This window comes from Stenotrophomonas sp. PS02301 (assembly GCF_029959485.1).
Taxonomy (GTDB): Bacteria; Pseudomonadota; Gammaproteobacteria; order Xanthomonadales; family Xanthomonadaceae; genus Stenotrophomonas; species Stenotrophomonas maltophilia_Z.
The window spans coordinates 42,085-62,908 of record NZ_JASCOO010000014.1 but is presented as its reverse complement, the minus strand read 5'-3'; the positions used below and the strand labels follow the sequence as shown (position 1 = coordinate 62,908).

General features: G+C 64.8%; 39 protein-coding genes. 25 read left to right on the top strand and 14 right to left on the bottom strand.

Annotated features, from left to right (window positions below):
* Positions 1 to 181: 181 nt before the first annotated feature.
* The 12 genes from QMX81_RS06240 to QMX81_RS06185 form a co-directional block, all read right to left on the bottom strand.
* On the bottom strand, positions 182 to 715 hold the full coding sequence (locus tag QMX81_RS06240) for a hypothetical protein (protein ID WP_282259708.1): 534 nt from the start codon (positions 713 to 715) through the stop codon (positions 182 to 184).
* Positions 705 to 929 carry a hypothetical protein gene (locus QMX81_RS06235; RefSeq protein WP_282259706.1) on the bottom strand — a complete coding sequence of 75 codons (225 nt, stop codon included), beginning with the start codon at positions 927 to 929 and terminating at the stop codon, positions 705 to 707. Before QMX81_RS06235 ends, QMX81_RS06240 begins: the two co-directional genes overlap by 11 nt.
* Complete coding sequence (locus QMX81_RS06230; RefSeq protein WP_121042000.1) at positions 926 to 1,435, bottom strand: hypothetical protein; 510 nt, start codon at positions 1,433 to 1,435, stop codon at positions 926 to 928. Before QMX81_RS06230 ends, QMX81_RS06235 begins: the two co-directional genes overlap by 4 nt.
* On the bottom strand, positions 1,432 to 1,620 hold the full coding sequence (locus QMX81_RS06225; protein ID WP_282259704.1) for a hypothetical protein: 189 nt from the start codon (positions 1,618 to 1,620) through the stop codon (positions 1,432 to 1,434). The genes QMX81_RS06230 and QMX81_RS06225 overlap by 4 nt, the downstream gene beginning before the upstream one ends.
* Complete coding sequence (locus QMX81_RS06220; protein WP_282259702.1) at positions 1,617 to 2,033, bottom strand: hypothetical protein; 417 nt, start codon at positions 2,031 to 2,033, stop codon at positions 1,617 to 1,619. Before QMX81_RS06220 ends, QMX81_RS06225 begins: the two co-directional genes overlap by 4 nt.
* Positions 2,033 to 3,502, bottom strand: a complete 1,470-nt coding sequence (locus tag QMX81_RS06215; RefSeq protein ID WP_282259700.1) for a hypothetical protein — start codon at positions 3,500 to 3,502, stop codon at positions 2,033 to 2,035. Before QMX81_RS06215 ends, QMX81_RS06220 begins: the two co-directional genes overlap by 1 nt.
* Positions 3,499 to 3,774, bottom strand: coding sequence for a hypothetical protein (locus QMX81_RS06210; protein WP_282259698.1), 276 nt, complete (start codon positions 3,772 to 3,774; stop codon positions 3,499 to 3,501). The genes QMX81_RS06215 and QMX81_RS06210 overlap by 4 nt, the downstream gene beginning before the upstream one ends.
* On the bottom strand, positions 3,771 to 4,325 hold the full coding sequence (locus tag QMX81_RS06205) for a hypothetical protein (protein ID WP_282259696.1): 555 nt from the start codon (positions 4,323 to 4,325) through the stop codon (positions 3,771 to 3,773). The genes QMX81_RS06210 and QMX81_RS06205 overlap by 4 nt, the downstream gene beginning before the upstream one ends.
* Positions 4,322 to 5,806: a replicative DNA helicase gene (gene dnaB, locus QMX81_RS06200; protein ID WP_282259694.1), complete on the bottom strand. Its 1,485-nt coding sequence runs from the start codon at positions 5,804 to 5,806 to the stop codon at positions 4,322 to 4,324. Before dnaB ends, QMX81_RS06205 begins: the two co-directional genes overlap by 4 nt.
* Entirely contained in the window at positions 5,803 to 6,627 is an 825-nt protein-coding gene (locus QMX81_RS06195; protein WP_282259693.1) for a hypothetical protein, read from the bottom strand. Before QMX81_RS06195 ends, dnaB begins: the two co-directional genes overlap by 4 nt.
* Complete coding sequence (locus QMX81_RS06190) at positions 6,627 to 6,806, bottom strand: hypothetical protein (protein WP_282259691.1); 180 nt, start codon at positions 6,804 to 6,806, stop codon at positions 6,627 to 6,629. Before QMX81_RS06190 ends, QMX81_RS06195 begins: the two co-directional genes overlap by 1 nt.
* 86 nt (positions 6,807 to 6,892) lie before the next feature.
* Positions 6,893 to 7,342, bottom strand: coding sequence for a phage regulatory CII family protein (locus QMX81_RS06185; protein ID WP_282259688.1), 450 nt, complete (start codon positions 7,340 to 7,342; stop codon positions 6,893 to 6,895).
* A gap of 145 nt (positions 7,343 to 7,487) precedes the next feature.
* Between QMX81_RS06185 and QMX81_RS06180 the strand changes: the two genes are divergently transcribed.
* Positions 7,488 to 7,748, top strand: coding sequence for a hypothetical protein (locus QMX81_RS06180; RefSeq protein ID WP_282259687.1), 261 nt, complete (start codon positions 7,488 to 7,490; stop codon positions 7,746 to 7,748).
* A gap of 101 nt (positions 7,749 to 7,849) precedes the next feature.
* Here the strand turns inward: QMX81_RS06180 and QMX81_RS06175 are convergent, their stop codons facing one another.
* Positions 7,850 to 8,080: a YdaS family helix-turn-helix protein gene (locus tag QMX81_RS06175; protein ID WP_282259683.1), complete on the bottom strand. Its 231-nt coding sequence runs from the start codon at positions 8,078 to 8,080 to the stop codon at positions 7,850 to 7,852.
* Between the two features lie 41 nt (positions 8,081 to 8,121).
* Here QMX81_RS06175 and QMX81_RS06170 point away from each other — a divergent pair, with 41 nt between their 5' ends.
* The 17 genes from QMX81_RS06170 (at position 8,122) to QMX81_RS06090 (ending at position 17,100) form a co-directional block, all read left to right on the top strand.
* Positions 8,122 to 8,859 (top strand): helix-turn-helix transcriptional regulator, encoded by a 738-nt coding sequence (locus QMX81_RS06170; RefSeq protein ID WP_282259681.1) that lies wholly within the window; start codon positions 8,122 to 8,124, stop codon positions 8,857 to 8,859.
* 26 nt (positions 8,860 to 8,885) lie between these two features.
* Positions 8,886 to 9,494 (top strand): hypothetical protein, encoded by a 609-nt coding sequence (locus tag QMX81_RS06165; RefSeq protein ID WP_282259679.1) that lies wholly within the window; start codon positions 8,886 to 8,888, stop codon positions 9,492 to 9,494.
* 217 nt (positions 9,495 to 9,711) lie between these two features.
* Positions 9,712 to 10,131 carry a hypothetical protein gene (locus QMX81_RS06160; protein ID WP_282259677.1) on the top strand — a complete coding sequence of 140 codons (420 nt, stop codon included), beginning with the start codon at positions 9,712 to 9,714 and terminating at the stop codon, positions 10,129 to 10,131.
* Entirely contained in the window at positions 10,128 to 10,367 is a 240-nt protein-coding gene (locus tag QMX81_RS06155) for a hypothetical protein (protein ID WP_282259675.1), read from the top strand. The genes QMX81_RS06160 and QMX81_RS06155 overlap by 4 nt, the downstream gene beginning before the upstream one ends.
* The gene (locus QMX81_RS06150; RefSeq protein WP_282259673.1) at positions 10,364 to 10,486 is read left to right on the top strand and encodes a hypothetical protein; all 123 of its coding nucleotides are present in this window, start codon (positions 10,364 to 10,366) and stop codon (positions 10,484 to 10,486) included. Before QMX81_RS06155 ends, QMX81_RS06150 begins: the two co-directional genes overlap by 4 nt.
* Positions 10,486 to 10,734, top strand: coding sequence for a hypothetical protein (locus QMX81_RS06145; RefSeq protein WP_282259671.1), 249 nt, complete (start codon positions 10,486 to 10,488; stop codon positions 10,732 to 10,734). Before QMX81_RS06150 ends, QMX81_RS06145 begins: the two co-directional genes overlap by 1 nt.
* A gap of 45 nt (positions 10,735 to 10,779) precedes the next feature.
* Positions 10,780 to 11,313, top strand: coding sequence for a hypothetical protein (locus tag QMX81_RS06140; protein WP_282259669.1), 534 nt, complete (start codon positions 10,780 to 10,782; stop codon positions 11,311 to 11,313).
* 86 nt (positions 11,314 to 11,399) lie between these two features.
* Positions 11,400 to 11,693, top strand: a complete 294-nt coding sequence (locus tag QMX81_RS06135; protein WP_282259667.1) for a KTSC domain-containing protein — start codon at positions 11,400 to 11,402, stop codon at positions 11,691 to 11,693.
* A 295-nt stretch (positions 11,694 to 11,988) separates the two neighbouring features.
* Positions 11,989 to 12,405, top strand: a complete 417-nt coding sequence (locus tag QMX81_RS06130) for a hypothetical protein (RefSeq protein WP_282259665.1) — start codon at positions 11,989 to 11,991, stop codon at positions 12,403 to 12,405.
* A 35-nt stretch (positions 12,406 to 12,440) separates the two neighbouring features.
* Positions 12,441 to 13,418 carry a hypothetical protein gene (locus tag QMX81_RS06125; RefSeq protein WP_282259663.1) on the top strand — a complete coding sequence of 326 codons (978 nt, stop codon included), beginning with the start codon at positions 12,441 to 12,443 and terminating at the stop codon, positions 13,416 to 13,418.
* Positions 13,415 to 15,199: a YqaJ viral recombinase family protein gene (locus QMX81_RS06120; RefSeq protein WP_282259661.1), complete on the top strand. Its 1,785-nt coding sequence runs from the start codon at positions 13,415 to 13,417 to the stop codon at positions 15,197 to 15,199. The genes QMX81_RS06125 and QMX81_RS06120 overlap by 4 nt, the downstream gene beginning before the upstream one ends.
* Positions 15,199 to 15,429: a hypothetical protein gene (locus QMX81_RS06115; protein ID WP_282259659.1), complete on the top strand. Its 231-nt coding sequence runs from the start codon at positions 15,199 to 15,201 to the stop codon at positions 15,427 to 15,429. The genes QMX81_RS06120 and QMX81_RS06115 overlap by 1 nt, the downstream gene beginning before the upstream one ends.
* The gene (locus tag QMX81_RS06110; RefSeq protein ID WP_282259657.1) at positions 15,426 to 15,725 is read left to right on the top strand and encodes a hypothetical protein; all 300 of its coding nucleotides are present in this window, start codon (positions 15,426 to 15,428) and stop codon (positions 15,723 to 15,725) included. The genes QMX81_RS06115 and QMX81_RS06110 overlap by 4 nt, the downstream gene beginning before the upstream one ends.
* Complete coding sequence (locus QMX81_RS06105) at positions 15,722 to 15,949, top strand: hypothetical protein (RefSeq protein ID WP_282259654.1); 228 nt, start codon at positions 15,722 to 15,724, stop codon at positions 15,947 to 15,949. Before QMX81_RS06110 ends, QMX81_RS06105 begins: the two co-directional genes overlap by 4 nt.
* Positions 15,942 to 16,211, top strand: a complete 270-nt coding sequence (locus QMX81_RS06100) for a hypothetical protein (RefSeq protein WP_282259652.1) — start codon at positions 15,942 to 15,944, stop codon at positions 16,209 to 16,211. The genes QMX81_RS06105 and QMX81_RS06100 overlap by 8 nt, the downstream gene beginning before the upstream one ends.
* Positions 16,208 to 16,843 (top strand): hypothetical protein, encoded by a 636-nt coding sequence (locus QMX81_RS06095; protein WP_282259650.1) that lies wholly within the window; start codon positions 16,208 to 16,210, stop codon positions 16,841 to 16,843. Before QMX81_RS06100 ends, QMX81_RS06095 begins: the two co-directional genes overlap by 4 nt.
* Positions 16,840 to 17,100: a hypothetical protein gene (locus QMX81_RS06090; protein WP_282259648.1), complete on the top strand. Its 261-nt coding sequence runs from the start codon at positions 16,840 to 16,842 to the stop codon at positions 17,098 to 17,100. The genes QMX81_RS06095 and QMX81_RS06090 overlap by 4 nt, the downstream gene beginning before the upstream one ends.
* 8 nt (positions 17,101 to 17,108) lie before the next feature.
* Here the strand turns inward: QMX81_RS06090 and QMX81_RS06085 are convergent, their stop codons facing one another.
* A complete protein-coding gene (locus QMX81_RS06085; protein ID WP_282259646.1) occupies positions 17,109 to 17,792 on the bottom strand; it encodes a hypothetical protein in 684 nt (227 codons plus the stop codon).
* 38 nt (positions 17,793 to 17,830) lie between these two features.
* On the opposite strand from QMX81_RS06085, the gene QMX81_RS06080 reads away from it, so the two are divergent.
* The 7 genes from QMX81_RS06080 to QMX81_RS06050 are packed head-to-tail and all read left to right on the top strand — an operon-like array spanning position 17,831 to position 20,820.
* On the top strand, positions 17,831 to 17,968 hold the full coding sequence (locus tag QMX81_RS06080) for a hypothetical protein (protein WP_282259644.1): 138 nt from the start codon (positions 17,831 to 17,833) through the stop codon (positions 17,966 to 17,968).
* On the top strand, positions 17,968 to 18,285 hold the full coding sequence (locus tag QMX81_RS06075) for a hypothetical protein (protein WP_282259642.1): 318 nt from the start codon (positions 17,968 to 17,970) through the stop codon (positions 18,283 to 18,285). Before QMX81_RS06080 ends, QMX81_RS06075 begins: the two co-directional genes overlap by 1 nt.
* Positions 18,282 to 18,983, top strand: coding sequence for an HNH endonuclease signature motif containing protein (locus tag QMX81_RS06070; RefSeq protein WP_282259639.1), 702 nt, complete (start codon positions 18,282 to 18,284; stop codon positions 18,981 to 18,983). Before QMX81_RS06075 ends, QMX81_RS06070 begins: the two co-directional genes overlap by 4 nt.
* Positions 18,964 to 19,218: a hypothetical protein gene (locus tag QMX81_RS06065; RefSeq protein WP_282259638.1), complete on the top strand. Its 255-nt coding sequence runs from the start codon at positions 18,964 to 18,966 to the stop codon at positions 19,216 to 19,218. The genes QMX81_RS06070 and QMX81_RS06065 overlap by 20 nt, the downstream gene beginning before the upstream one ends.
* Positions 19,218 to 19,550 (top strand): hypothetical protein, encoded by a 333-nt coding sequence (locus tag QMX81_RS06060; RefSeq protein WP_282259637.1) that lies wholly within the window; start codon positions 19,218 to 19,220, stop codon positions 19,548 to 19,550. Before QMX81_RS06065 ends, QMX81_RS06060 begins: the two co-directional genes overlap by 1 nt.
* Positions 19,547 to 20,374: a hypothetical protein gene (locus tag QMX81_RS06055; RefSeq protein WP_282259636.1), complete on the top strand. Its 828-nt coding sequence runs from the start codon at positions 19,547 to 19,549 to the stop codon at positions 20,372 to 20,374. Before QMX81_RS06060 ends, QMX81_RS06055 begins: the two co-directional genes overlap by 4 nt.
* Positions 20,371 to 20,820: a hypothetical protein gene (locus tag QMX81_RS06050; protein ID WP_282259633.1), complete on the top strand. Its 450-nt coding sequence runs from the start codon at positions 20,371 to 20,373 to the stop codon at positions 20,818 to 20,820. Before QMX81_RS06055 ends, QMX81_RS06050 begins: the two co-directional genes overlap by 4 nt.
* Positions 20,821 to 20,824: the final 4 nt, after the last annotated feature.

The following is a 20,824-nucleotide window of genomic DNA, read 5'->3' as shown; positions in this document are numbered from 1 at the left end:
GGGTCGATCTGAATGCTGATGATGGTGCTGCAGAAGGGGCAGGAATACGAGATTCCCCGCCAACTTCTCCCGCCGATTCCTGTTTTGCAGTCGACATCTGCAATTCGCACGTTGGTGAGAATCTTCTCGCACTTCGGGCACTTTCCGTTCATCGCAACCTCTCCTTGGGCGTAGTCCGATCTTACGCGGCGATGCTGCCTCGGAACCAGTCCAAACTTTTAGCCAGCTCGTAGCGATACTGGCGAAGCGTCAATGCTCCCCCGTACTGCTCGGCCACCATTCGGGCCTTCACCAACTGACTGGCCGACACCGTGAACTCGGTGCGCACGATAAGCGCCCGCAGCGGGTACTGCCGGTGCATCGACGCCATGGCGCGATCGACCCAGCGCAGCTCGTCGGGCGTGCCGGTGTCCACCGCGATCTCCGGATTGTCGTGGGGGTGATCAGCGTCGTTGGCGGATCGGATGGGGGTGACGGCCCACATCGGCAGCATGCTCATTCCCTGGACGCCGGACCGGGCGGCCATGAAACGCCGGCGCTCCGCCCCATCCCTGCCCACCAGCTCCCGCGCTGCCCGTTCCCGCGTCAGCGGAGCATGGTCCCGCACCTTGTCCAGCACGTGCACGCTCCGATCGGCCCGGCTCAGCGCAAAGCGGTTTACCTGGGCGTGGCCCCAGCGGCGGAGTTGTTCGGTCAGCGGATCGTTATTGCGCATCGCGCAGGCCCTCCAGTACAGCAGCGTCGAATCGGAACACGGGCAGGCGCCCGTCGGTGTCGCAGCTCCCCTGCCGCGCGGTGAAGCCCTTGCAGTGGTAGCCGTCGGCGCTGTGCTGCCGGAACTGGCAGGCCCAGCACCGGCCATGCAGTCGCAGCTGAAGCCGGTACCGCTTTCGCAGGCGCAGGTTGCTGATCGCCTCGCTCTCGGTCATGCGGCCTGCTTCCCGTCCCAGTCGTGAGAGTCGTGATAGAGCGCCAGCAGCAACGCGTCCGCCCGACCGTCATGCTTCTTGAACTTCAGCTCGCCGGCGGCCGAAGGGAAGCGTCGCAGCGCCAGTTGGCGTGCCGCATCCTTGTCCTTGCCGATCAGCCCCATCGAGCGCTTCCACACCGATGGGATGACCCGGGTCTGCGGGATACCTAGCACCTCCAGGATGGCCTGCAGTTTGCCGGCGGTCTGACCGAACCGGAAGGCGCTGGTGCCGCCGTCGTCTGGCCGCGCGCCGACCTTCTCGATACAGGCCGAGACATAGGCGCCGGGGTTCTTTGCACGCTGCTCGCGGATGAAGAGGACGATGGGCCGGGCATCGATCTCCCCCCAGCCATCCACGTCCACCGTGGGCAAGTCCAGGATAGGGCCAGGCACGCCGTCCAGCAGCGTGGCCACCGCACCCTTCAGGCCAGGGTCGATACCGAAGGTCAGGCGAAGAGCGCTCATCGTGCCCTCCGGCGCGCGGCCGCGTTCTCGCTGTCCTGTGCCAACCAGCCGAGGTCGTGCTGCTCGTGCAGGTCGCGGACCAGCTTGGTGCTGCCCTGGTACGGGTTGGCGCTGCGCGGCTTACCGCCGCGGCGGGCTGCCCTGCCCTGTTCGTGGGCGGTCGCGTATCGCTTCTCGTCGTTCATGCTGCTGCGTCCTTCGGTGCTGACTGCTGGAGTAGTTGGTCCTGGTAGGCCTGCCAGGCTTCGGTCCCTCTGCCCAGGCCGGGCAGAACGTCGAGCGTCCACATGCGGAACTCGCGCGCCTGCTCCTGGAAGCTGGGCCCGAACAGGGCGTACATGGCCCGCTCGTTCTTGCCGGGCAGCGGGATGCCTTGGTGGTGCCAGTCGCCCATGGAGACCACTGCGTGCTGGCCGATCTGCTTCTGGCCATGCAGATCCCCGACGTTCCGGTGGTGGATCCGGAATGGGCCGCACCACAGACTCTCGCGCTGGAGGCCGGCGTCGTGCCGCCAGCGGCAGACCACGCAGCCGAGCCTTCGGGCGGCTTTCTGGTATGCCTCCTCTGCCTTGGTCGCGGCCTTGATCGCGCGGCGCATCACGACACAACCGGCACGGCGTATACCGGCACGGTGAAGAACTCGCTGCGCTTGCGCAAAACCACGCCGTCGGTGGCCTTGTCCTTCAGGTGGTGCAGATTTGCGTAGCCGATGGGCTCAGGTTGGCTGTGGTTCCCGTTGATGTCCGGCCACAAATGGGAGATCGAGGCCAGCGCATCGAGGCTGTCCAGCACTAGCAACTGCCGGCCATCCTTCAGGCCCACAGTCGCTGGGCGATGGCCGTGCCCATCGCAGGACCAGACGGTAGCGATACCAGCGGCGTTGAGCGCGCCCACCAAATCGACCACGCCAGGGTCGCACCAAACAGTCGGCCTCCCTGAAGCATCGCGCTCCAGAACCACCATGACCGCCTCGCGGCCACCTTCTTTCATCGCGACCTCGGACGTCATATCTGAGTCATAGGCTGGGTGTACACCGTCCTCATGCTCCAGTGCATCCGCTGCCAAGAGAGGTTCACCGGGTTCAACGAGGTCGAACCCAACATCGACAGCTTCGGGATGCACTTTATTTGCCCCAAGTGTGGTCGCCGGAATGGGCTGAAGACTGTCGGCCATGACCGCAGTGGCGTTCTGATCGAGCAGCGCGAGCCGCAGCCGCGCCCCCGCCGCAACTATTTCGTCCCAACCGATGACTAAGTTGGACAGGCCGCACACGACTGCCTTGATCGCGACGGTGTTATAGAACTCTCTGGCGGCTTCGCTCAGCCCGGGCAACGCATCGCGCTTGCCGTCAACCCGAGTCAGCATGCGCTCCAGCACGTCTGCGCAGGTCAGGTCCTCCGGTTCGCTGTCGTCACGCATGTGAGCAATGGCATAGTCGATCCACTCGCGCTCCTCCTCGGTCAGGACGGCGCCCTGCGCTTCCTGCTCCCTCTTCCATTTCGGCAGCAGCGTCGGCGGAAATGTGTCCTCCCACGGTTTGACGTTTCGGGAACAGGCATCGATGAGTTTCACGACGTGAGCTTCCAGCGCCGCCACCAGCGACGGGTAGTCCGTCACCTGATAGAAGCGAAGTAGCGTCGGGTCAGGAGTGGTGAGAGCCTGAAGCGCGGGCCGCATCTGCGTCTCCCACGCCTGCTTGGGCGAGATTGGCTGAGCGCCCATGTTCAGCATTCCGGCCACCTCGTAGAACGCGTCTACGTAGCCCTTCATTCCTTCCGGCTGGCTGGCGGCTAGGGATCGGCGGTCATATTCCGCCCGCTCGCCATCTGCCTTTTGTCGCAGCGCTTCGGCCATCTTCGCCATCGGCGACACCGGCACCTCCGGTGGGCTGGCGGCGAGGGCCGCGCGCGCATAGTCCTGCATCTGTTCCGCCGTGTAGCCAGTCACGGTGTGCGTACGCATGACGGAGTCGGTGGTGCAGCCCATGTCACGCGGCTCCGGCAACGGCGGCAGTGTTCCCGCACCATGCACCTCGCCAACCTGCTGCTGATCGTTGATTTTGTTCATGCTGATTTCGTCCTGGGATAGAGCTGCGATGACACGTAGTCGCGCTTGATGGGCGTGTAGATCACGGTCTTTTCGAGGCCCAGCTTTGCCAGCACCTCATCGCTAGGATTTGTCTTTTCGCCGCTGGCGAGCCGGGACAGATACCCGCAGTCGATATCCAGCTCTCTTGCCACCCCTTGAAGCGATCCAGTCAGCTCCACTTCGAAGGCAATGCGCTCCGCGAGCGTGGTGCCACCCAGCAGCTCCCTAGCTTTACTTTCGATGTCGTTCATGCGCCCTCCCGGGGCTTCTGGATGATCAGGTCGACGGCCTCGCGGCTCTCTGCGGCCAGGCCACCGAACACCTCACGGCGCAGCCAGCCGATCCAGCCACCGTCTCCGGTACCGCCGTCCCACAGCTCGTTCCAGCGGCCCTCGTCCATGTCGGCGAAGTTCAGCGATTCCGCCTCGGTGCGGGTGAGCTTGCCGATGCCCGGCAGGTCGTATTCGACGGCCTCGCAGCCGATGCCGGACTCTTCCTGCAGCTTCTTCAGCGCATCGTGCTGGGACAGGCCGGTGAACAGTTCCACGTTGTCGGCCAGCCAGCCGGATAGCACGTGCGCCTTCCGGTAGAACATGGGATTACGGTCTTGCCGCAGGGTTGCGCGCAGCAGCCGGCCGGTGCCGAACTTCCGCTCGCGCAGCGAACGCTGGTCTACCGGATGCGCCGGCACCAGCGCGCCGATCAGCTCGCCGGTATCGGGATCCACCAGCTTTCGCACCTCCAGGTTCACGTCGCGAGTGCGCAGCTTCTTCTTGGCCTTGGCCAGCGCGGTCGTGTTCATTCGTCGTCTCCTGCAGCCATGCCACGACTGCTACGGCGGCGCCCGCGCGGCCTCGGAAGGTCAAAGTCGTCCTGCCCGCCGGCGGACGCCGCGGCGACCTTGACGGTGTAGTTCGGGCGCGGCCCGGTGTAGTCATCGAACGAGCTGCACTGCAGGCGGTGCTGCAGGTAGCAGGTGCCCGTCTCGCCCTGGCGGTTCTTCGCCACGATCAGCTCGGAGATGCCCGGCGCGCCGCAGGCGTCCTTGGTGTAGTAGTCGTCCCGGTACAGGAAGGCGATCACGTCGGCGTCCTGCTCGATGGCGCCGGACTCGCGCAGGTCGGCCATGCCGGGGCGCTTGTCCGTCTTTCCTTCCAGCCCACGATTGAGCTGGGACAGCGCCATCACCGGGCAGTTCAGATCCTTGGCCAGCCGCTTCAGCTGCCGCGAGATGTAGGACACCTCCGCCGTGCGGTTCTCGGACTTGGCCTTGCCGGTGAGCAGCTGCAGGTAGTCCACAACGATCAGGCCCAGGCCGCCCACCACCTTGGCGTGCATGCGCGACGCGCGCGCAGCCAGAGCATCGACGGACAGCGAGCCGCAGTCGTCGATCGCCAGGGGCAGCGTATGTAGGTAGGCGCGGGCCTGCGACAGCCGGCCCCATTCTTCATCGGTCAAGGCGCCCTTCTCGCGCATGCGGCTCAGGTCTACGCCGGCATGTGCCGCCATCAACCGCATGCTCAGCTGTGAGGCCGACATCTCCAGGCTGAAGACCGCGACGTTCCGACCGCCGGCCGCTGCGTCTTCTGCCCAGTTCAGGGCATGGGCGGTCTTCCCCATCGACGGGCGCGCGCCCAGCACGATCAGGTCCGTCGGCTCCAGCCCAGGAATCTTTCGCCGCACGCTGCTCCACTTCGGCGCGATGCCGAGCGTGCCTTCACCGTGGAAGCGGGCCTCCATCTCGTCCCACGCCCGCTGCACACCGCTCCGCACGAGCACCAGCCCACCGTTGCCGCTGGACTTCACGGTCAGGCCGGCCAGCTTCGCCGCGGATGCCGAAACGACCTCCTCCGCCTCATCGTCGCTCGCCTGGTAGGCGCTGTCGGCGATGTCCGTGGTGGTGTCGATCAGCTGCCGCAGCAGCGCCTTATTGCGCACGATGTCGGAATAGGCGCGGACATTGGCCGCCGAAGGCGTGCTGCTGGCCAGCTCGTACACCGTGGCGATCAGGTCTTGCGCACCGACCTCGACGTTGGCGGTGATCCAGTCGCCCACGGTGACCACGTCGACCTCGCGTTTCAGGTCGTCCACGCCGCAGATGCCCTGGTAGATCACCTGGTGCTCGCGGCGATAGAAGTCCTCGGGCGCCAACTGGTCACGGACCTGCTTCAGGGCTTCCGGCGCCAGCAGCAGCGCGCCGATCACCGATTGCTCGGCCGGCACCGAATGCGGCGGCATGCGCAGCTGGGCGACGTTGTCCAGGTAGTCCGGCATCCCGCTCATGCGGCCTGGTCCTGCTGGGCCTGCTGCTCGAGCCGCTCACGTTCGCGCTCGGCATCCCGCTCGCGCTTCACCTGGACGCCGGCAGTGGTCAGCTCGCAGCCGCCGCCCTCCGGGCACCACCACAGCCTGAGCCAGTTCCGCCGCACGGCATCGCGGAAATGAGCACGCCAGTCCTTCTGCTCCTTCGCGCTTTCGCGGTGGCGGATCGCGAACTCCCGCCACGCCAGCGCGATGAACTCCTTCGGGATTCCCGCGTCCTCGGCGAACTCGAAGATCGGGTCGTCAGCACGGATTGCCCGTTCCCCGGACTCGCGGCAAGCGTCAGCGAAGGCCGTGAAGGAGATCTTTTCCCGCTTCGAACGGACCGGTTTCTTCCCCTCGGCGTCAGCCGGGGGGTTAGGGGGGCTCTTCTTTCCTTTCCCTTCCTCTCCTCTCCCCTCCTCTCCCTTCCCTTCCGGGGGTGAGGACTCGTCGAGGTCTCGACGATCATCATTCGAATATGCGGGATGCTTGAAGGTGGGACGGTCAATTTTCTGGTGCTTCTTCCATCCCGTGACGTGCAGATACTGCTTGTCACCGTTGGCGTAGAAGGCGATCAGAGAATTCGACGACAGCTCGTCGAGCATTCGCTGAACGTCCGTCGATGAGATGTCGTCGCCGGGGAAGATCTCGGCCTTGATGGTCTTCGCGCTGGCCACGTGGTTACCCGCGTCGTCGCAGAAATTCCACAACCCGATGAAGAGCAATCGAGATGTCGGCGAGCATTCCATGATCTGCTCGCTGGACCAGAACTCAGGCTTGATTGAACGGATACGGGCCATTACAGCCCTCCCAGCAGATCAGGTGTCGCTGCTGGCGAGCGGCGCGCTTCAGCCCTTGCCTGCTCGGCGGCGCACTGGCAGCGGTGTGCTGCACGCTCTGCATCGGTCATGGGCTTGCTGTGGGCGATGACGTCCAGGCAGCACTGCAGCTGACTGAGCACTTCGGATCTCGAATTCATGGGGTGTCCCCCTCGTTGGGCGGACACCCATGCTGTAGCACGGGGCCACCAGTGTTGTGCCCTAGCTGGCACGATCTGGACGGGGGTTAGGAACACGCCCCACCCCTCGCCGCCGCTGCCTCAGCGTGCTGGCTGACCTGCACGATCGCCGCCATCACCTGTGCGCACGCACGGGTTATCTGGTCAGCATCGTTCGGGCTGATCTGGCCATCGGCCATGGCAGAGGAGATGACCTCTGCCAGATCGCCCTTTGCAGCCGACGCCGCCAGGAGCGCACAGATCATCGTGCCGCTGGCCGGAGCATCGACACGCTGCGCCACGAAACCGTGGGTGGCCGCCAGGGCGTGCAGGATCCGGAAGTCACCGGTCTTGCCCATCAGGGCGTCGGCCTCCTGCAGGCTCAGCAGGTTGCGGTCGGTGTTCGGGTTGACCTTGCCGCGCAGCGTGGCGTCGGACATCCCCATACGCGGCGCCAGCGCGACCGATCCACCTGGGTGCTGGTGGACGGTGTCGTAGGCGGCATCGGAAACATTCATGGGCGGACTTCTCGATTGGAGACGCCTGGGCGTCGGCGGCGCACGATGGGCGCCATGGACAAGGTCAAATCAGGGATGGATGAGGGAGTCGCCCCCCTTGCGGTAGGCTGCGGTCACCACACGCACAGCCCGCAAGGAGGGCGACATGGAAGATGTGAACTTCACGCCGGAGCAAAAACTGATCTTCCGGCTTATCGGAGAGGTCGAATTGCTGAAGGGTTGCGTCCTCGACTTGATGGCTTCCCAGAGGGATCCGGCCGGGGCCGTCGCATCGATCGACCGGGCAAACCGCAATGCCATGGCGGTCATCAACGAGATGCTCCAGAACGACCCACCACCGCGGATGGCGTGCCTTGGGCATGCAGATTCACTGGCCCGGACATGGTCGGAGGCACTGACGCCTTGATGGATGCCGAGATCAAGCCGCCAGGCTTGGTCTCCTGCTTGAGGACGAGCAGGATCTGCCTGCGCAGCCAGTCCCGCACCCACAGCCTCGGATTCCACCGGTCAGGCAGCATTGGCCACCTCCCCGTCGTTGGTGGGAGGGCCGAACACGTCAGGCCGCAGCAAATGGCGGGACACGCCAGTCGCAGCTTCTATAGCCAGCACGTGGACGGCGGGGACAACGCCCTTGGCCAGCCAGCGCGTGACGGCTTGCGGCTTCTGACCGCACACACGTGCCAGCTCTGCCTGGGAGGGAGGACTCAGCTTGGAGATCGCGGATTCGACGATGTTCATAGGCGCAATCTAAACATGACGTTGATATTGAAGTCAACATCATGTTGATTGACCACGCGCCAGTCAACCGCGAACATCAACAAATGGTTGATGAATCCGCTAAAAGTCCATTCCAGCAACGGTTTGACGCCGTCTTGGCAGCTATGGATGTGCCTGGTAACCGAGCGGCTTGGGGCCGCAAAATCGGGATCACTTCAGGCCAGACTCTTTACAACTGGTACGAGCGCGACCAGAAGATTCCTGAGAAGGAACGCAAGCGCCTCGCGCAGTTCGGCATGTCAATCGACTGGATCAATGACGGCGAGGGCCAGATGCGGATGGCCGGCGCCATTGTCTCGACCCCTGCGACTACCTCCGACTATGTTCGCGTCCAGCAACTGGATGCGGAGGCAGGTATGGGGGGAGAGACCATCAACGACGACTATCCCGAAGTGATACGGGCCATGGACTTCACACCTGCCTATATCAGGTCAATCGTGGGCTTCGTGCCTCCGCCTGGCCGTCTGGTGCTTGTGACGGGGCGTGGCGACTCAATGATCCCTGTGATTCAACCAGGCGAGAGTTTGATGGTGGATACGGGAATCACTCACTTCGATGGTGATGGAATCTATCTGATCAACACTGGCAACGGTCAGCAGGTCAAAGGACTTCAGGACCGGGGCGACGCGATCTACGTGGTGAGCGCGAACACCGCCCTTTATCCGGCCTTCCCAATGCCTAAGGGAACGTTGCTAGGTGGAAAGGTCTACCTTCGAAATCGTATCGACCGTCTCAACTAATCGTAACCAAGCAGGGAACGCAGCACATGCAACTTTCATGCATCCGCATTTTGGGTCCGCTGGGGCTATTTGGCTGTCTTGCAGCAGCAACAGCATTCGCTAATGAAAGATCCTTCATGGGCATCGAGGTGGGCGCACCTGCTCCAAGCGAGTGCCCCACTGAGCGTTCTGCCTATGGACCAGACCGCTATAGCTACAGCGAGGGGAAGGCACCTTGCTGGTCCAAGATCGGGGGCACACCTGACGGCCGCGGCCTGACGTCGAATGGGGTGACCACAGTGCAAATGTGGATCAACTCTGACAGCCGCCCGCACGGAACTTCCATGCCGTACGCAGAAATTGCAGATGGCAAAGTCGAATCCGTCAGCGTGGAGACAACTGGATTCGCCGACCAAGATTCGATTCTTTCCGCACTTACCAAGAAGTATGGCAAGCCCACTCTGTTGGAACGGGAACCTGTCCAGACTGGTGTTGGCGCAAAGTTTGACCGAATCCATGCGTCCTGGAAGAAGCCTGATTTGAACGTTGAGTTTTTTGGCATGCTCGGGTCGGTGACTGAAGGGAACATTTCAGTTAGGACCGACGCCGGCAAGTCCCGATTTGAAGAGCAGTACGGCAAGGAGAAGTCGTTCTAGAAGTTCTGAGCGACTATCTCTCACATCAAGCCCCGCCCAGCGGGGCTTTTTTGTTGCCCGAAGGGTGGGATCGCTGGCCATCAATCCTGAACGTGTTTACTGATTGAGGAGGAAACATCAACTTTTTATCAACTTGATGTTGACTTCAATATCAACCTAATGTTTACTTGCTCCACGCCCAAACAACCTCATCCGAGGCAGGGCGATGGAGACCGTCGTGGACCAGCCCGCCAGCAAGACCCAGCCCTCGGCCCATCCGGCCGACGAGATCCGCCAGCAGCGGAACATCGCCGTCATCCTGCGCACCCACCTGCAGAATCAGGGGCTGGACATGCCGGGCTGCGACACCGCCTATATGGCCGCCTACTGGGCCACTCGCGACTGCGAGAAGTCCTGGGAAGCCGCACGCCGTCACCAGTTGGTGATGCTGGGCGACGCCCTCGATATCGTTCCCACCGGCCGTGATGCCCGCAGCGACCGCTCCGGAATGACGTCGACGGAACTGCAGCGCCGCCGCGACGCCCGTCAGGAATCGATCGACCGCGTACGCGGCTTGGCCAACCCCTTCGCCGTCGACTCGCTGCTGCCTGCGGACCAGATTCTGCGCGGCAACGCCGACCTGGAGCGCGCGGCATGAGCGCCGTCATCCTCTCCTTCACCCCTTCGGTTCGGTGCCAGCGCGCAGCCGGTGCCTTCGCCGCCGTGAACATCGCGGCTCGCCGGATGGGCTATGCCGAGCACCTTGCCTACCGAGCAGCGCGTCTGGCGCGCAATGAAGTCCTGGAAGGCAAGAAAAGCGCCGCCCGCGCCGTGGCCGACATGAAGGCTGATCTCAGCCTCGCCGCGCGCGATGACGGTCCGGCGGCCGCATGAGCGAGTTCTACGCCGGCCTGTGCATGGGCATCTGTCTGGGCGTGCTGCTGGTCGCCGCCGTCCTCTGCGTCGCCGAAACGATTTGGCCGACCTTCCCCGACGAACCCAAGGAGCAGTGATGCGCCGTCTCTCCTCTCTCCTCCTCTGCGGCTTTGTCCTGGGCGCCTTCGGCTGGGCTACCGGCTACTGCTACGAGCGCAACGCGATGTCGCCGGTGGTGGTCGCGCTGTTCGTTCTGCTGCTCACCGCCTGGATCACCGTCGATCAGTTCCGCCGCGTCCTGGCGGTGCTGACCCGAGCCCGCCGCATCCGGCAGATCCGCGCCGCGCGCGCCCCGGCGGCTATCTGCACCGACGACATCCACTGATTCCCAATCCGCCGGCGGTGGCCGGCGCCTACCACTGAGGTTCCGATGGCCGCTTCCCAGTTCGAATTGAAGGAACACCACGCCAGCATCGCCAACGTCAACAACCGCATCCAGCGGCATGGCGAAGAGCGACAGCTGGCCGCCGACATCAAGTTCAACCTGAGCGCACCGAACACCATCCTGGATGCGTTCGATCCGTCGCTCCGGAAGGACCTGTTCCGCAAGCCCAACAGAGGCGAACAGCAGGATCTGCCACACATCGGCGGCGACGGCCTGACCGAGGTCAAGCACACCTGCCTGGAGCCGCTGAAGCTCAACCACGAGTTCACCGGTTACGAGCTGCAGATCGATGGCCACCTCGACGGCACCGAGCCGATCGTGCTGGTCGACGTGAAGCTGAAGAAGTTCGTGGCCACGCCGCGCGAAGGCGGCAGCGTCGATCTGTCCTTCACCGCCTCCGCCGAGATCGACAGCGCCGAAGCGGCGGAGCTGACCGAAGCGTTCCTGCGCGAGGACATCCGCCTGACCCTCTCGCGCCGCGAGAAGACGGAACAGCAGCAGACCGACCTCGCCGCCTGATCCCCCTGTAGTCCATCCCCCTGCGGAATACGCACCCGCGCCGGCCGGGCAACGCCGGCAACTCTCCAACAGCCCAGGAGCACCGCATGACCAACACCACGCCGGCCACTGGCCGCATCGAGCTCGTTGACGTCGAGTCCTCGCAGATCCACAGCATCGGGCACGACCCGGACACCAATACCCTGGCCATCCGCTTCACCAAGGGATATGGCGCCAACCGCGGCCCCGGCTCGCTCTACCACTACCAGAACTTCACCGCCGCCGACTTCGAAGCCTTCAAGGGCGCCGACTCCATCGGCAAGCACTTCGGCGGCTTCATCAAGGCGTTCCCGGCCAAGTACCCGTACCACAAGGTCGCCGAGCAACAGCAGGCGGCGTAAGCGAATTCTGGGCGGCTTGTCGGTTTCTGCAGCGGAATCAAACGCGGAGCGAACCGTCAGTGCTGGCATGCCCTCACAGCATGCCCCCAGCGAAAGCTCATGGGTCAACGAGTGATGCGGATGCAACGCCGCTGACAGCCGGGAAAGACCGGCACCCATCCGCATGCGGCCTGCCGGGATTGCCCTCCCGGTCCAGGGCAACAACCCCGTAAGCAGCTCGGGGAGGCCGCAGCCGGATGGATCGCAGCACCTACCGCCCACCCATAGGCCGGCTACTCCGGCAAAGGAAATAGTCATGGCAGCACCCACTCTGCAGATTCCGCAGGACGTTATCGAGCCGATCATCCAGGCCAACATCACTGCAGCCATTGCCCAGGCGTTGGGAGGCAGCGCGAACGTGCTGGAGAAGGCAATCAGCACGATCCTCGCGACACAGGTGGACGGCGAAGGAAAGCCCAGCAGCTACCACCACTCATCGCATAGGTCGTGGCTTGACTGGGCCATCGGGGACGCCATTCGCAAAGCTGCGCGCGCGGCTATCGAGGAGCAGATCGGCACGCTGCAGACGGCGCTCAAGGAACAGATGGTCGCCCAGCTCACGAAGAAGAACTCCCCTCTGATCAAACAGATCGCGGAGGGCCTGGCAGCCGGCGCATTCAGCCCCGAGGCGATCAAGTGGCGCCTGACGATCAGTCCCGAAGCTCGCGACTGATCTACACCACGCAACCCATAACCCAAAGGAATCCCATGAACGCCCAGGTACAGGAAGGCCAGCTCGTCCCCGAGGAGGGCATGGCCGCGATGATCAACCGCTCGGAAATCGAGCAGCAGATCAGCACCGCCCGCCGCTTCCCCCGCTCGCTGAAGAAGTTCCGCGACGAAGCCATCCAGATGGTCACGCTGAGCCAGAGCATCGCGGAGCAGTGCGTCTATGCGCTGCCGCGCGACGGCAAGACCATCGAAGGCCCGTCCGCCCGCTTCGCCGAGGTGATTGCCTCTGCATGGGGCAACAACCGCGCCGGCGCCCGCGTCATCGATGACAAAGGCGAGTTCATCATCGCCCAGGGCGTTTTCCATGACCTGGAGCGGAACGTCGCCATCACCTACGAGGTGCAGCGCCGGATCGTGGACCGGCAGGGCCGCCGCTTTAAACCCGACATGATCGGCGTGACCGCCAATGCCGCCTGCTCCATCGCGCTGCGCAACGCGGTGCTGAAGGGCGTGCCCAAGGCCTTCTGGGAGGACATGTACGTCGAAGCACGGAAGGTGATCATGGGCGACATCAAGACGCTGGCCAACCGCCGCGCCGATGCGCTCGCCCACTTCCAGCGCTTCGGCGTCACCGCCGAGCAGGTCTGTGCGAAGTTGGGCGTGGCCGGCGTCGAGGACATCGGTCTGGAGCACCTGGTGCTACTGCGCGGCATCGTGACTGCGATCAAGGAAGGCGACACCACCCCGGAGGAAGCATTCGCCCCGAACGGTGAGCCCACCGCCACCACGAAGAAGTCTCTGCCGGGCTACACCGATGAAGCCTTCGCTGCAGCGCTGCCGCAGTGGCAGGCGGCGATCAACGCCGGCAAGAAGACGCCTGACGGGATCATCGCCATGGCGCAGACCAAGGGCGTGTTGACCGACGCTCAGCTCGCGCAGATTCGGAGCATGGTCCAGCAGCCTGCCGGCGAACCCGACGCGGGCCCGGCCGTTGCCGAGGAGGTTGTGGAATGAAGATCGTCGAGCTGATCCAGGGCACCCCGGAATGGCATGCACACCGCGCCACGCACCTCAACGCCAGCGACGCGCCGGCGATGATGGGGTGCAGCCCCTACAAGACCCGTGGCCAGCTGGTGCGCGAGCTCGCCACCGGCGCCGCCGCCGAGCATGACGCTGCAACCTTGCAGCGCTTTTCCGACGGCCACCGGTTCGAAGACCTGGCCCGGCCGCTGGCCGAGGCGATCATGGAGCAGGACCTGTACCCCTGCGTCGGCGTCGACGGGAAGTACTCGGCGAGCTTCGACGGCCTGACGCTGCTGGAGGATCTGGCCTTCGAGCACAAGTCGCTCAACGACGACCTGCGCCTGGCGATCCCGCTGGACGGCGGTGAGGCTACGTTGCCGCTGCACTACCAGGTGCAGATGGAGCAGCAGGCCATGGTGAGCGGCGCCGAGCGCGTGCTGTTCATGGCCTCGAAGTGGAACGGCGACGACCTGGTCGAAGAGCGCCACTGCTGGTACACGCCGAACCCCGAGCTGCGCGCGCGCATTGTCGCCGGCTGGGCCCAGCTGGAGGCCGACGTGGCTGCCTACGAGCCGGAGGCACCTGCAGCGCTGGTCGCCGCCGGCCGCGCACCGGACCAGATGCCGGCCCTGCGCATCGAGGTCACCGGCATGGTCACCGCCTCGAACCTCGCCGAATGGAAGGATCGGGCCATCGCGGTGTTCCAGGGCATCAGTCAGGACCTGACCACCGACCAAGACTTCGCCGACGCCGAGAAGACCGTGAAGTGGTGCGGCGAGATCGAGGACCAGCTGAAGGGTGCGAAGCAGCACGCACTGAGTCAGACCGCCGACATCGATGTGCTGTTCCGCACGATCGACGCGATCAGCGAGCAGGCCCGGGCAACGCGACTGGCGCTGGACAAGCTGGTCACGAAGCGGAAGGACGAGCGCCGCACGGAGATTGGCAACAACGCCCGCCGGGCAGTGCAGGACCACGTGCGCGGCATCAACGAGACGCTGGGCGAGCATGGCCTGCAGGTGCCCTCCACGCTGATCGCCGACCTGCAGGCGGCCATCAAGGGCAAGCGCTCGTTCGCGAGCATGCAGGACGCGGTCGACGCGGTGGCCACCAACGCGAAGATCACCGCCAGCCAAGCCGCCGACCGGATCCGAGCCAACGTGGCGATCCTGGCCGAGCACCCGGAACACGCGACCCTGTTTGCCGACCGCGTGCAGCTTTGCAGCAGCAAGGCGTCGGAAGACCTGCGCAATCTGGTTGCCACCCGCATCGCTCAGCACAAGCAGGCCGAGCAAAAGCGCCTGGACGATGAGCGCGAGAAGATCCGGCAGGAGGAGGAGGAGAAGGCGCGCCAGCGCGTTGCTGACGAAGCCGCCGCGCAGCAGCGGCGCGAGGATGCGGAGCGCGCTGCTGCCGCCGCGTCGGCCCGGGAACCGGAACCCGCACCCGCCCCGGCGCCGGTCGAGGCAGCGCAGACGGTCCAGCAGCCTATCGCCCAGGTAACGCGCCCGGTGCCGACCGCGGTGGCCAGCAGCCCCGCACCGGCGAGCACGAGCGCGCCGCGCGAGGTGGTCAAGATCAAGCTCGGCGACATCAATGCGCGCATCGCCCCGCTCTCGATCTCGGCAGACGGTCTGGCGCAGCTGGGGTTCAAGCCGGTCAACGCGACCGGCGCGGCGAAGCTGTACGACCAGGCGCAGTTCCCGGCGATGTGCGAGGCCCTGATCGAAGGCCTGCGCGACGCGGCGCAGCAGTATCCGATGGCCGCCTGATGGACTGCCGGACCTGCACCAAGTGCTGTCGCACCCTGCCGCTGGATTCATTCCAGCGCGCGGGGAGCCGTGGGCGCGAGCCGGCCTGCACCCGCTGCAACAACGACACGCGCCGCCTGCGCACGCCGCTGCCGGCGATCAAGCCGGATCCGGTGCAGGTCCGGCTCAACAACACCTTCAACCTGTGGCACGGGCCGGTGAGCCGCGTGCCGCTGAGGATCGCAGCATGACCAGTAAGCAAACGCCGGGTCCGTGGTCGGTATATGTCAGGAAAGGTGCCGCGATGTCGGTTGGACCATCGCACAACTGCACCGTCGCAACCGTGTGCTGCCCTCCGGTCGGAGACGCGGAAGCCAACGCCCGCCTGATCGCCACCGCGCCGGAGCTGCTGGAGGCGCTGAGGGGAATTGATGAAGCCTACTGCCGCGCTGGGGATTCCCTGAGCCGGGAAGAGCGTGCTGAGGACCGCAAACGCCTCATGGCCGCCCGCGCCGCCATCGCCAAAGCCACGGGAGAAGGCGCATGACCAGCATCCACGCACAGTTCGTGTTCGACGCTGCCACGGCGCGGCAGAAGGCGGCCGAGGCCGAGCAGCTGGCCGCCGACGTGGCCGCCTTCCGAAAGGCCGGCGGCAAGGTCCAGGTCTTGGGCACCACCGCGATCAACAAGAAGGGCATCAGCCGCCGGCAATTGGTCGAGGGTGGTGCCGAGCAGCGCAAGGCCGCGAAGAAGGGAGCAAGCCATGGGTGATATGGGCGAAACCTTCGAAGCCATGAAGGCAGCAACGAAAGAACACCGCGCGAGCATGCTGGCCCAGGCCGAGACCACGGGCTGGGAGGAACTTACCGAGTGGCACTTCCGCCGCAATTTCGGCCAGACCCGGGTGGACTGGTGGCCGAGCGGCGGCAAAGCCCAGGTGTTCGTCAAGGGCAGCGGCAAACCGCCACGCATGGTCTACGGCCACAGTCGCGTCGCCGCGCTCATCGCCAACCTGAAGGAGCAGAACCCATGAGCAAGGAACGTCCCATCCTGTTCAACGGCGCCATGGTGCGCGCCATCTTGGCCGGCCTGAAGACCCAGACCCGGCGCGCGGCGAAGCTGCCCCATCAGAATCCGCTCGGTCGATGGGAGGCATCCACCTCGGGTGGCCACGGCGCACGCGACCGGAAAGGAAACTTGGTGCCCGAGCACGCGTGCATCTGGCACACCCGCACTGGTGAGGCATTCTCTTGCCCGCTCGGTGAGCCTGGCGACCGACTGTGGGTGCGTGAAACGTGGATGGACCTCACGGGCACGGGGATCGAGCACCGGGACATGGCGACCGGAAAACGCACTCGGTACGCCTACGGCGCCGATAGCCCCAAGGGCAGCTGCAGCGACCAGGCACGCAAGGACTACGGGCTCCGGTGGCGGCCGAGCATCCACATGCCTCGCGACGCCTGCCGCCTGGTGCTGGAGATCACCGCCGTCCGCGTGGAGCGGCTGCAAGCGATCACCGTGCAAGACATTGCCGCTGAGGGCATCAGTTGCTACCCGGACATCAACCCCTTCCACGACTTCGAAGAACTGTGGACCAGCACCGGAGGCGATTGGGCAGGCAATCCATGGGTTTGGGTCATCGAGTTCAGGCAGGTGACCGCATGAGCCGCCATCCCGTTGTCCGCCGCTCGCCGAGCAAGAACACCGGCTTCAGCTGGGGCAGGTTCCCCATGGGCCTGTCCGGCATCGTCGTCTATCGCCTGTTCCGCCGCGACCACGCCGGTGCACTGCACTTCGTTGGCCTGAATTTCTACCGCCACGACAGCCGCCGGGACATGGCGATCGCGCTGCGCACTGCCTGCCACCGCCTGCGCGACCAGGTGGACGAGATCGACCTCCTTGCGCTGGGGGTCACGCCGTGACGAGAGCTTTACTCAGCCGCGTCCGCAAGAGCATCCAACTCAATGTAATCGACCGGTATAGAGCTCGCTCGCCGCGCGAAATGAGGTGCTACATCCAAACTATTTTTAAGCATCCGCTTCACTTGGCCTCGAATAGCGATGAAGTGAACACTTCCATCTGCGTTGAGAGCTACTTCGGGACCGATATCGGACCACGGGAATTTCGCGTCGAGCCGCCTTGCCAAATCAGAAACCACCTGACCGAAGCCAATCAGCTCCGCAATCTCCTTGCCAAGGTCGCCGTCAATATTATGCAACCTCTCTTGCACCTTTTCGGCCATCGGCATGAATGTCTGACCGAGCTCTTTAAGCACCCACCGCAGCGTTTTCACTTCAACAATAACAAGCGTATCCGTGCGGTTAGCCTTGTTCATTTCAGTCAGGACAGCACCAATTTTCCCTGGGAGGACTGCCAGTTCAACTGCCAGGAGACTCTCGACTATTTCGGCCGCTCCAGCCCGAATATCCACTGCATCTTGCCGCTGCTGCTCGGCAATCTTTTTGGCTTCCTCAGCGATCTTAACTGCGCGACTCGACGTGCTATGAGCGAACCACGCCACTGTGGTTGTCGCGATCACTCCTGCAAACCCTACTGCGATCGCGACCCAGTCAGACAGCTTCCCAATATCGTCCGCAAGTGGACAAAACTCCATCCCCATAAATCCTCCCATATGTCGGAGCGCATTCTGCCATGAACGCCATCCACCCGAACGACCGCGTCTACACGCTCGAACGTGCCTTAGCCGCAGCCATCGCACAGGGCGAAGACCGCAAGGTGCTGGAAGACCTGCGCGAAATCTTGGCCGAAGCCCGGCGGGACGCACGCTGATGAGTGCCCTCGTCCTGCAGCCTGCCGAAGGCAAGGCACCGGGCCGCATGAAGCAGCCGACCAAGGACGCGCTGCGCCACTGGCTGGTTCTGGCGGTCGAGCGGAACGAGCAGCTGCAGGGCGAGAACCTGGTGCTGCGCCGGGCCGGCCTGCTGACGCCCGAGGAACGCGAGCCGCTGCTGGCTGAGCTGATCGAAGCGGCGGCCAACCTGGGCCACTACGAAACGCTGCGTAGCAGCCCCAACGAAACGATCGAGTACTGGCGCGCGGAGGTCCAACGCCTGCGCGCCGCGCTCGGCGGAGGCACAGGCGAGTGAACGGTCGCGCGTGGACTGCCGACGATGACGAGACGCTGCGCATCAACTGGCCGCGGTTCCCTGCGTTCCTGATCGCGCACGTTCTGGGGCGTGGGCGCGCATCCGTCTACCGCCGCGCGCACCAGCTCGTGCTCAAGAAGGCGGATGACTTCGAAACGCAGCCGCTGGCGCGCCTGTGGAACGGTACCGAAGATCCACGCTCCATCGCCGCCCGCTTCCGGCCGGGCTCGGTGCCGGCAAACAAGGGGTTGAAGCGGCCCGGCTGGGCACCAGGGCGCATGGCTGCCACCCAGTTCAAGAAGGGCCGCCCTGCGAGCGAGTCTCGCAACTACGTGCCGATCGGCACGGAGAAGGTCGACCCAAAGCGGAAGGCGCTGATGCGCAAGGTCACCGATGACCCGTCCATCTTCCCGGTCAAGCGTTGGCGTCCGGTGCACGTGATCGTCTGGGAGGCGGCTCACGGGCCGGTGCCAGATGGACAGATCGTGATTTTCCGCCCCGGCATGAAGACGTTCGTCGCGGCCGATATCACCGCCGACCGCCTGGAGGTTGTGACTCTGGCCGAGAACATGCGGCGCAACGCCTTCCACAACCGCTACCCGCCGGAAGTCAAAGAGCTCATCCACCTGAAGGCGCGGATTACCCGCCGGATCAACAAACGCACGAAGGAGCAGCAGCATGAAGAACAAGGTCAGTGACGTCCGGGACCACCTGGTGGCCATGTTGGAGAGGCTGGGCGACGACAACCTGAGCGCCGAGGACATGGGCCTTGTCATCGAGCGCGCGAAGACCTCGACGATGGTGGCCACCACCTACATCGGCGCGGTCAAGGTCGAGCTCGATGCAATCCGACTGATGGATGAAACCGGCAAGCTGGCCACGGCCGTCGGGGTGCCGCAGCAGGCGCCCGCACTACCGCCGGGCAGGAACTGATGTCCCGCCGCCAGCACGCCAACAACGGCATGGCCGCCGGTGGCCGGCCCATCCGGGTGCCGCGCTCCGTCACCAGCGTGCGCGCGCACCTGCGCCGGCATCTGGCCGAGGAAGGCCGGCGCATGCAGGACCTCGCCCCGGTCTGGGGCTGCACCAGGCACAACGTCTACGACCTGTTCTACGAGGACAGGCCGCTCTCCCCCAACCACATAGACCTTGCCGCGCAGTTCCTCGGCCTGGACGACTTCGACACCAACGAACTGCGCCTGCTCGGGGCCCGTGAGGCCGGCTGGCAGATCGACACGACCTATCTTCTGGAGACCGCCCAATGAGCACGACCCCTGACACCTCAGTGTTCGTCAACGCCATCGCCTGCGACCTGGAGGAAGGCGGGTTCCGGCAGGTCAGCGGCACCACGCTGCGCCGGACGCTGGCCACCGCTGTGAGCGCGGCGCTGCCGCTGCTGGAAGCGGGGAATCCCGTTTCCGAGCTGGCCGAGCAGCAGGGGCAGGTCATCGTTCATGCCCTTGCCGATGCCTACGCAGCTGGTGCTGAGGGCTTGCAGTTCGGAGGGCTGGCCCGGATGGAGACGCTTGCCGCCGCCCTCGCCCCAACTGGCAAGCAGCAGGTTGGCGAGGTGCAGGGGGATGCGCTGCGGGAAGCGGCTATGGCCGTCCTGGGCCACATCGTCACCGACACACAGCCCGCCTATGACGCCAAGCAGCAGCTTGTCGCCGCCCTCGCCGCCCGCCAGCCGGGATCGTTCCCTGCCGGGTGGAAACTGGTTCCGGAGCTTGCCAGTGAGGAACAACTACGAACAGCACTTGATACGGGCGTCTACCACGACGGCGAGGATTCCGCTCGAGCCGTCCTTGCGGATGAGTACCGCACGATGGTCGCGGCCGCACCGCCCGCGCAGGGCATCGACCTGGGGCAGCAACGGCCGCTGATCGCCCGCTCGCTGGCGGAATGGCACGAGGACGACGGCAACGTGATGTGGTGGGCTTGGTGTGGGCGGGGCTGGGCAGGTGAACCTGCATGGTGCGGTACGCCTAGCGATAGCGACTGGCCCGGCTACCACACGCATTGGACCCAGCATCCTTCCCAGCCCGCCCTGATCGACCAGCGCGATGCAGCGCCGGGGGTGGCGTCGTGAGCCTGCCCTACGAGAACGCCACCAGCGGCAACAACGCGATCAACGATATCCAGAAGATGCTGCGGTCGTTCGGCTGCCAGCGCTTCGCCACCGGCGAGGACTATGAAACCGGCGAGCTGTTCATCCAGTTCGAGCACCGCGGCCGGCAGGTGCAGCTGAAGGCCAGCGCCAAAGGCTACGCCGCAGCCTGGCTGCGAGAGCATCCCTACGGCCCGCGCATCCGCGCCACCCGTGCCGACCACGAGGCCAAGGCCCTGAAGGTCGGAGGCGTGGCCGTTTACTCGATCCTGCGCGATTGGGTGAAGGGTCAGGTCACCGCGATCGAGATCGGCATGCTGACCTTCGAGGCGGCGTTCCTGTCGCACATCCTGCTGCCCAGCGGCGAGACCGTGATTGAACACGTGCAGCACCAGAAGCTACTGCCGCAGGAGGTGGACCGTGGCTGAAACC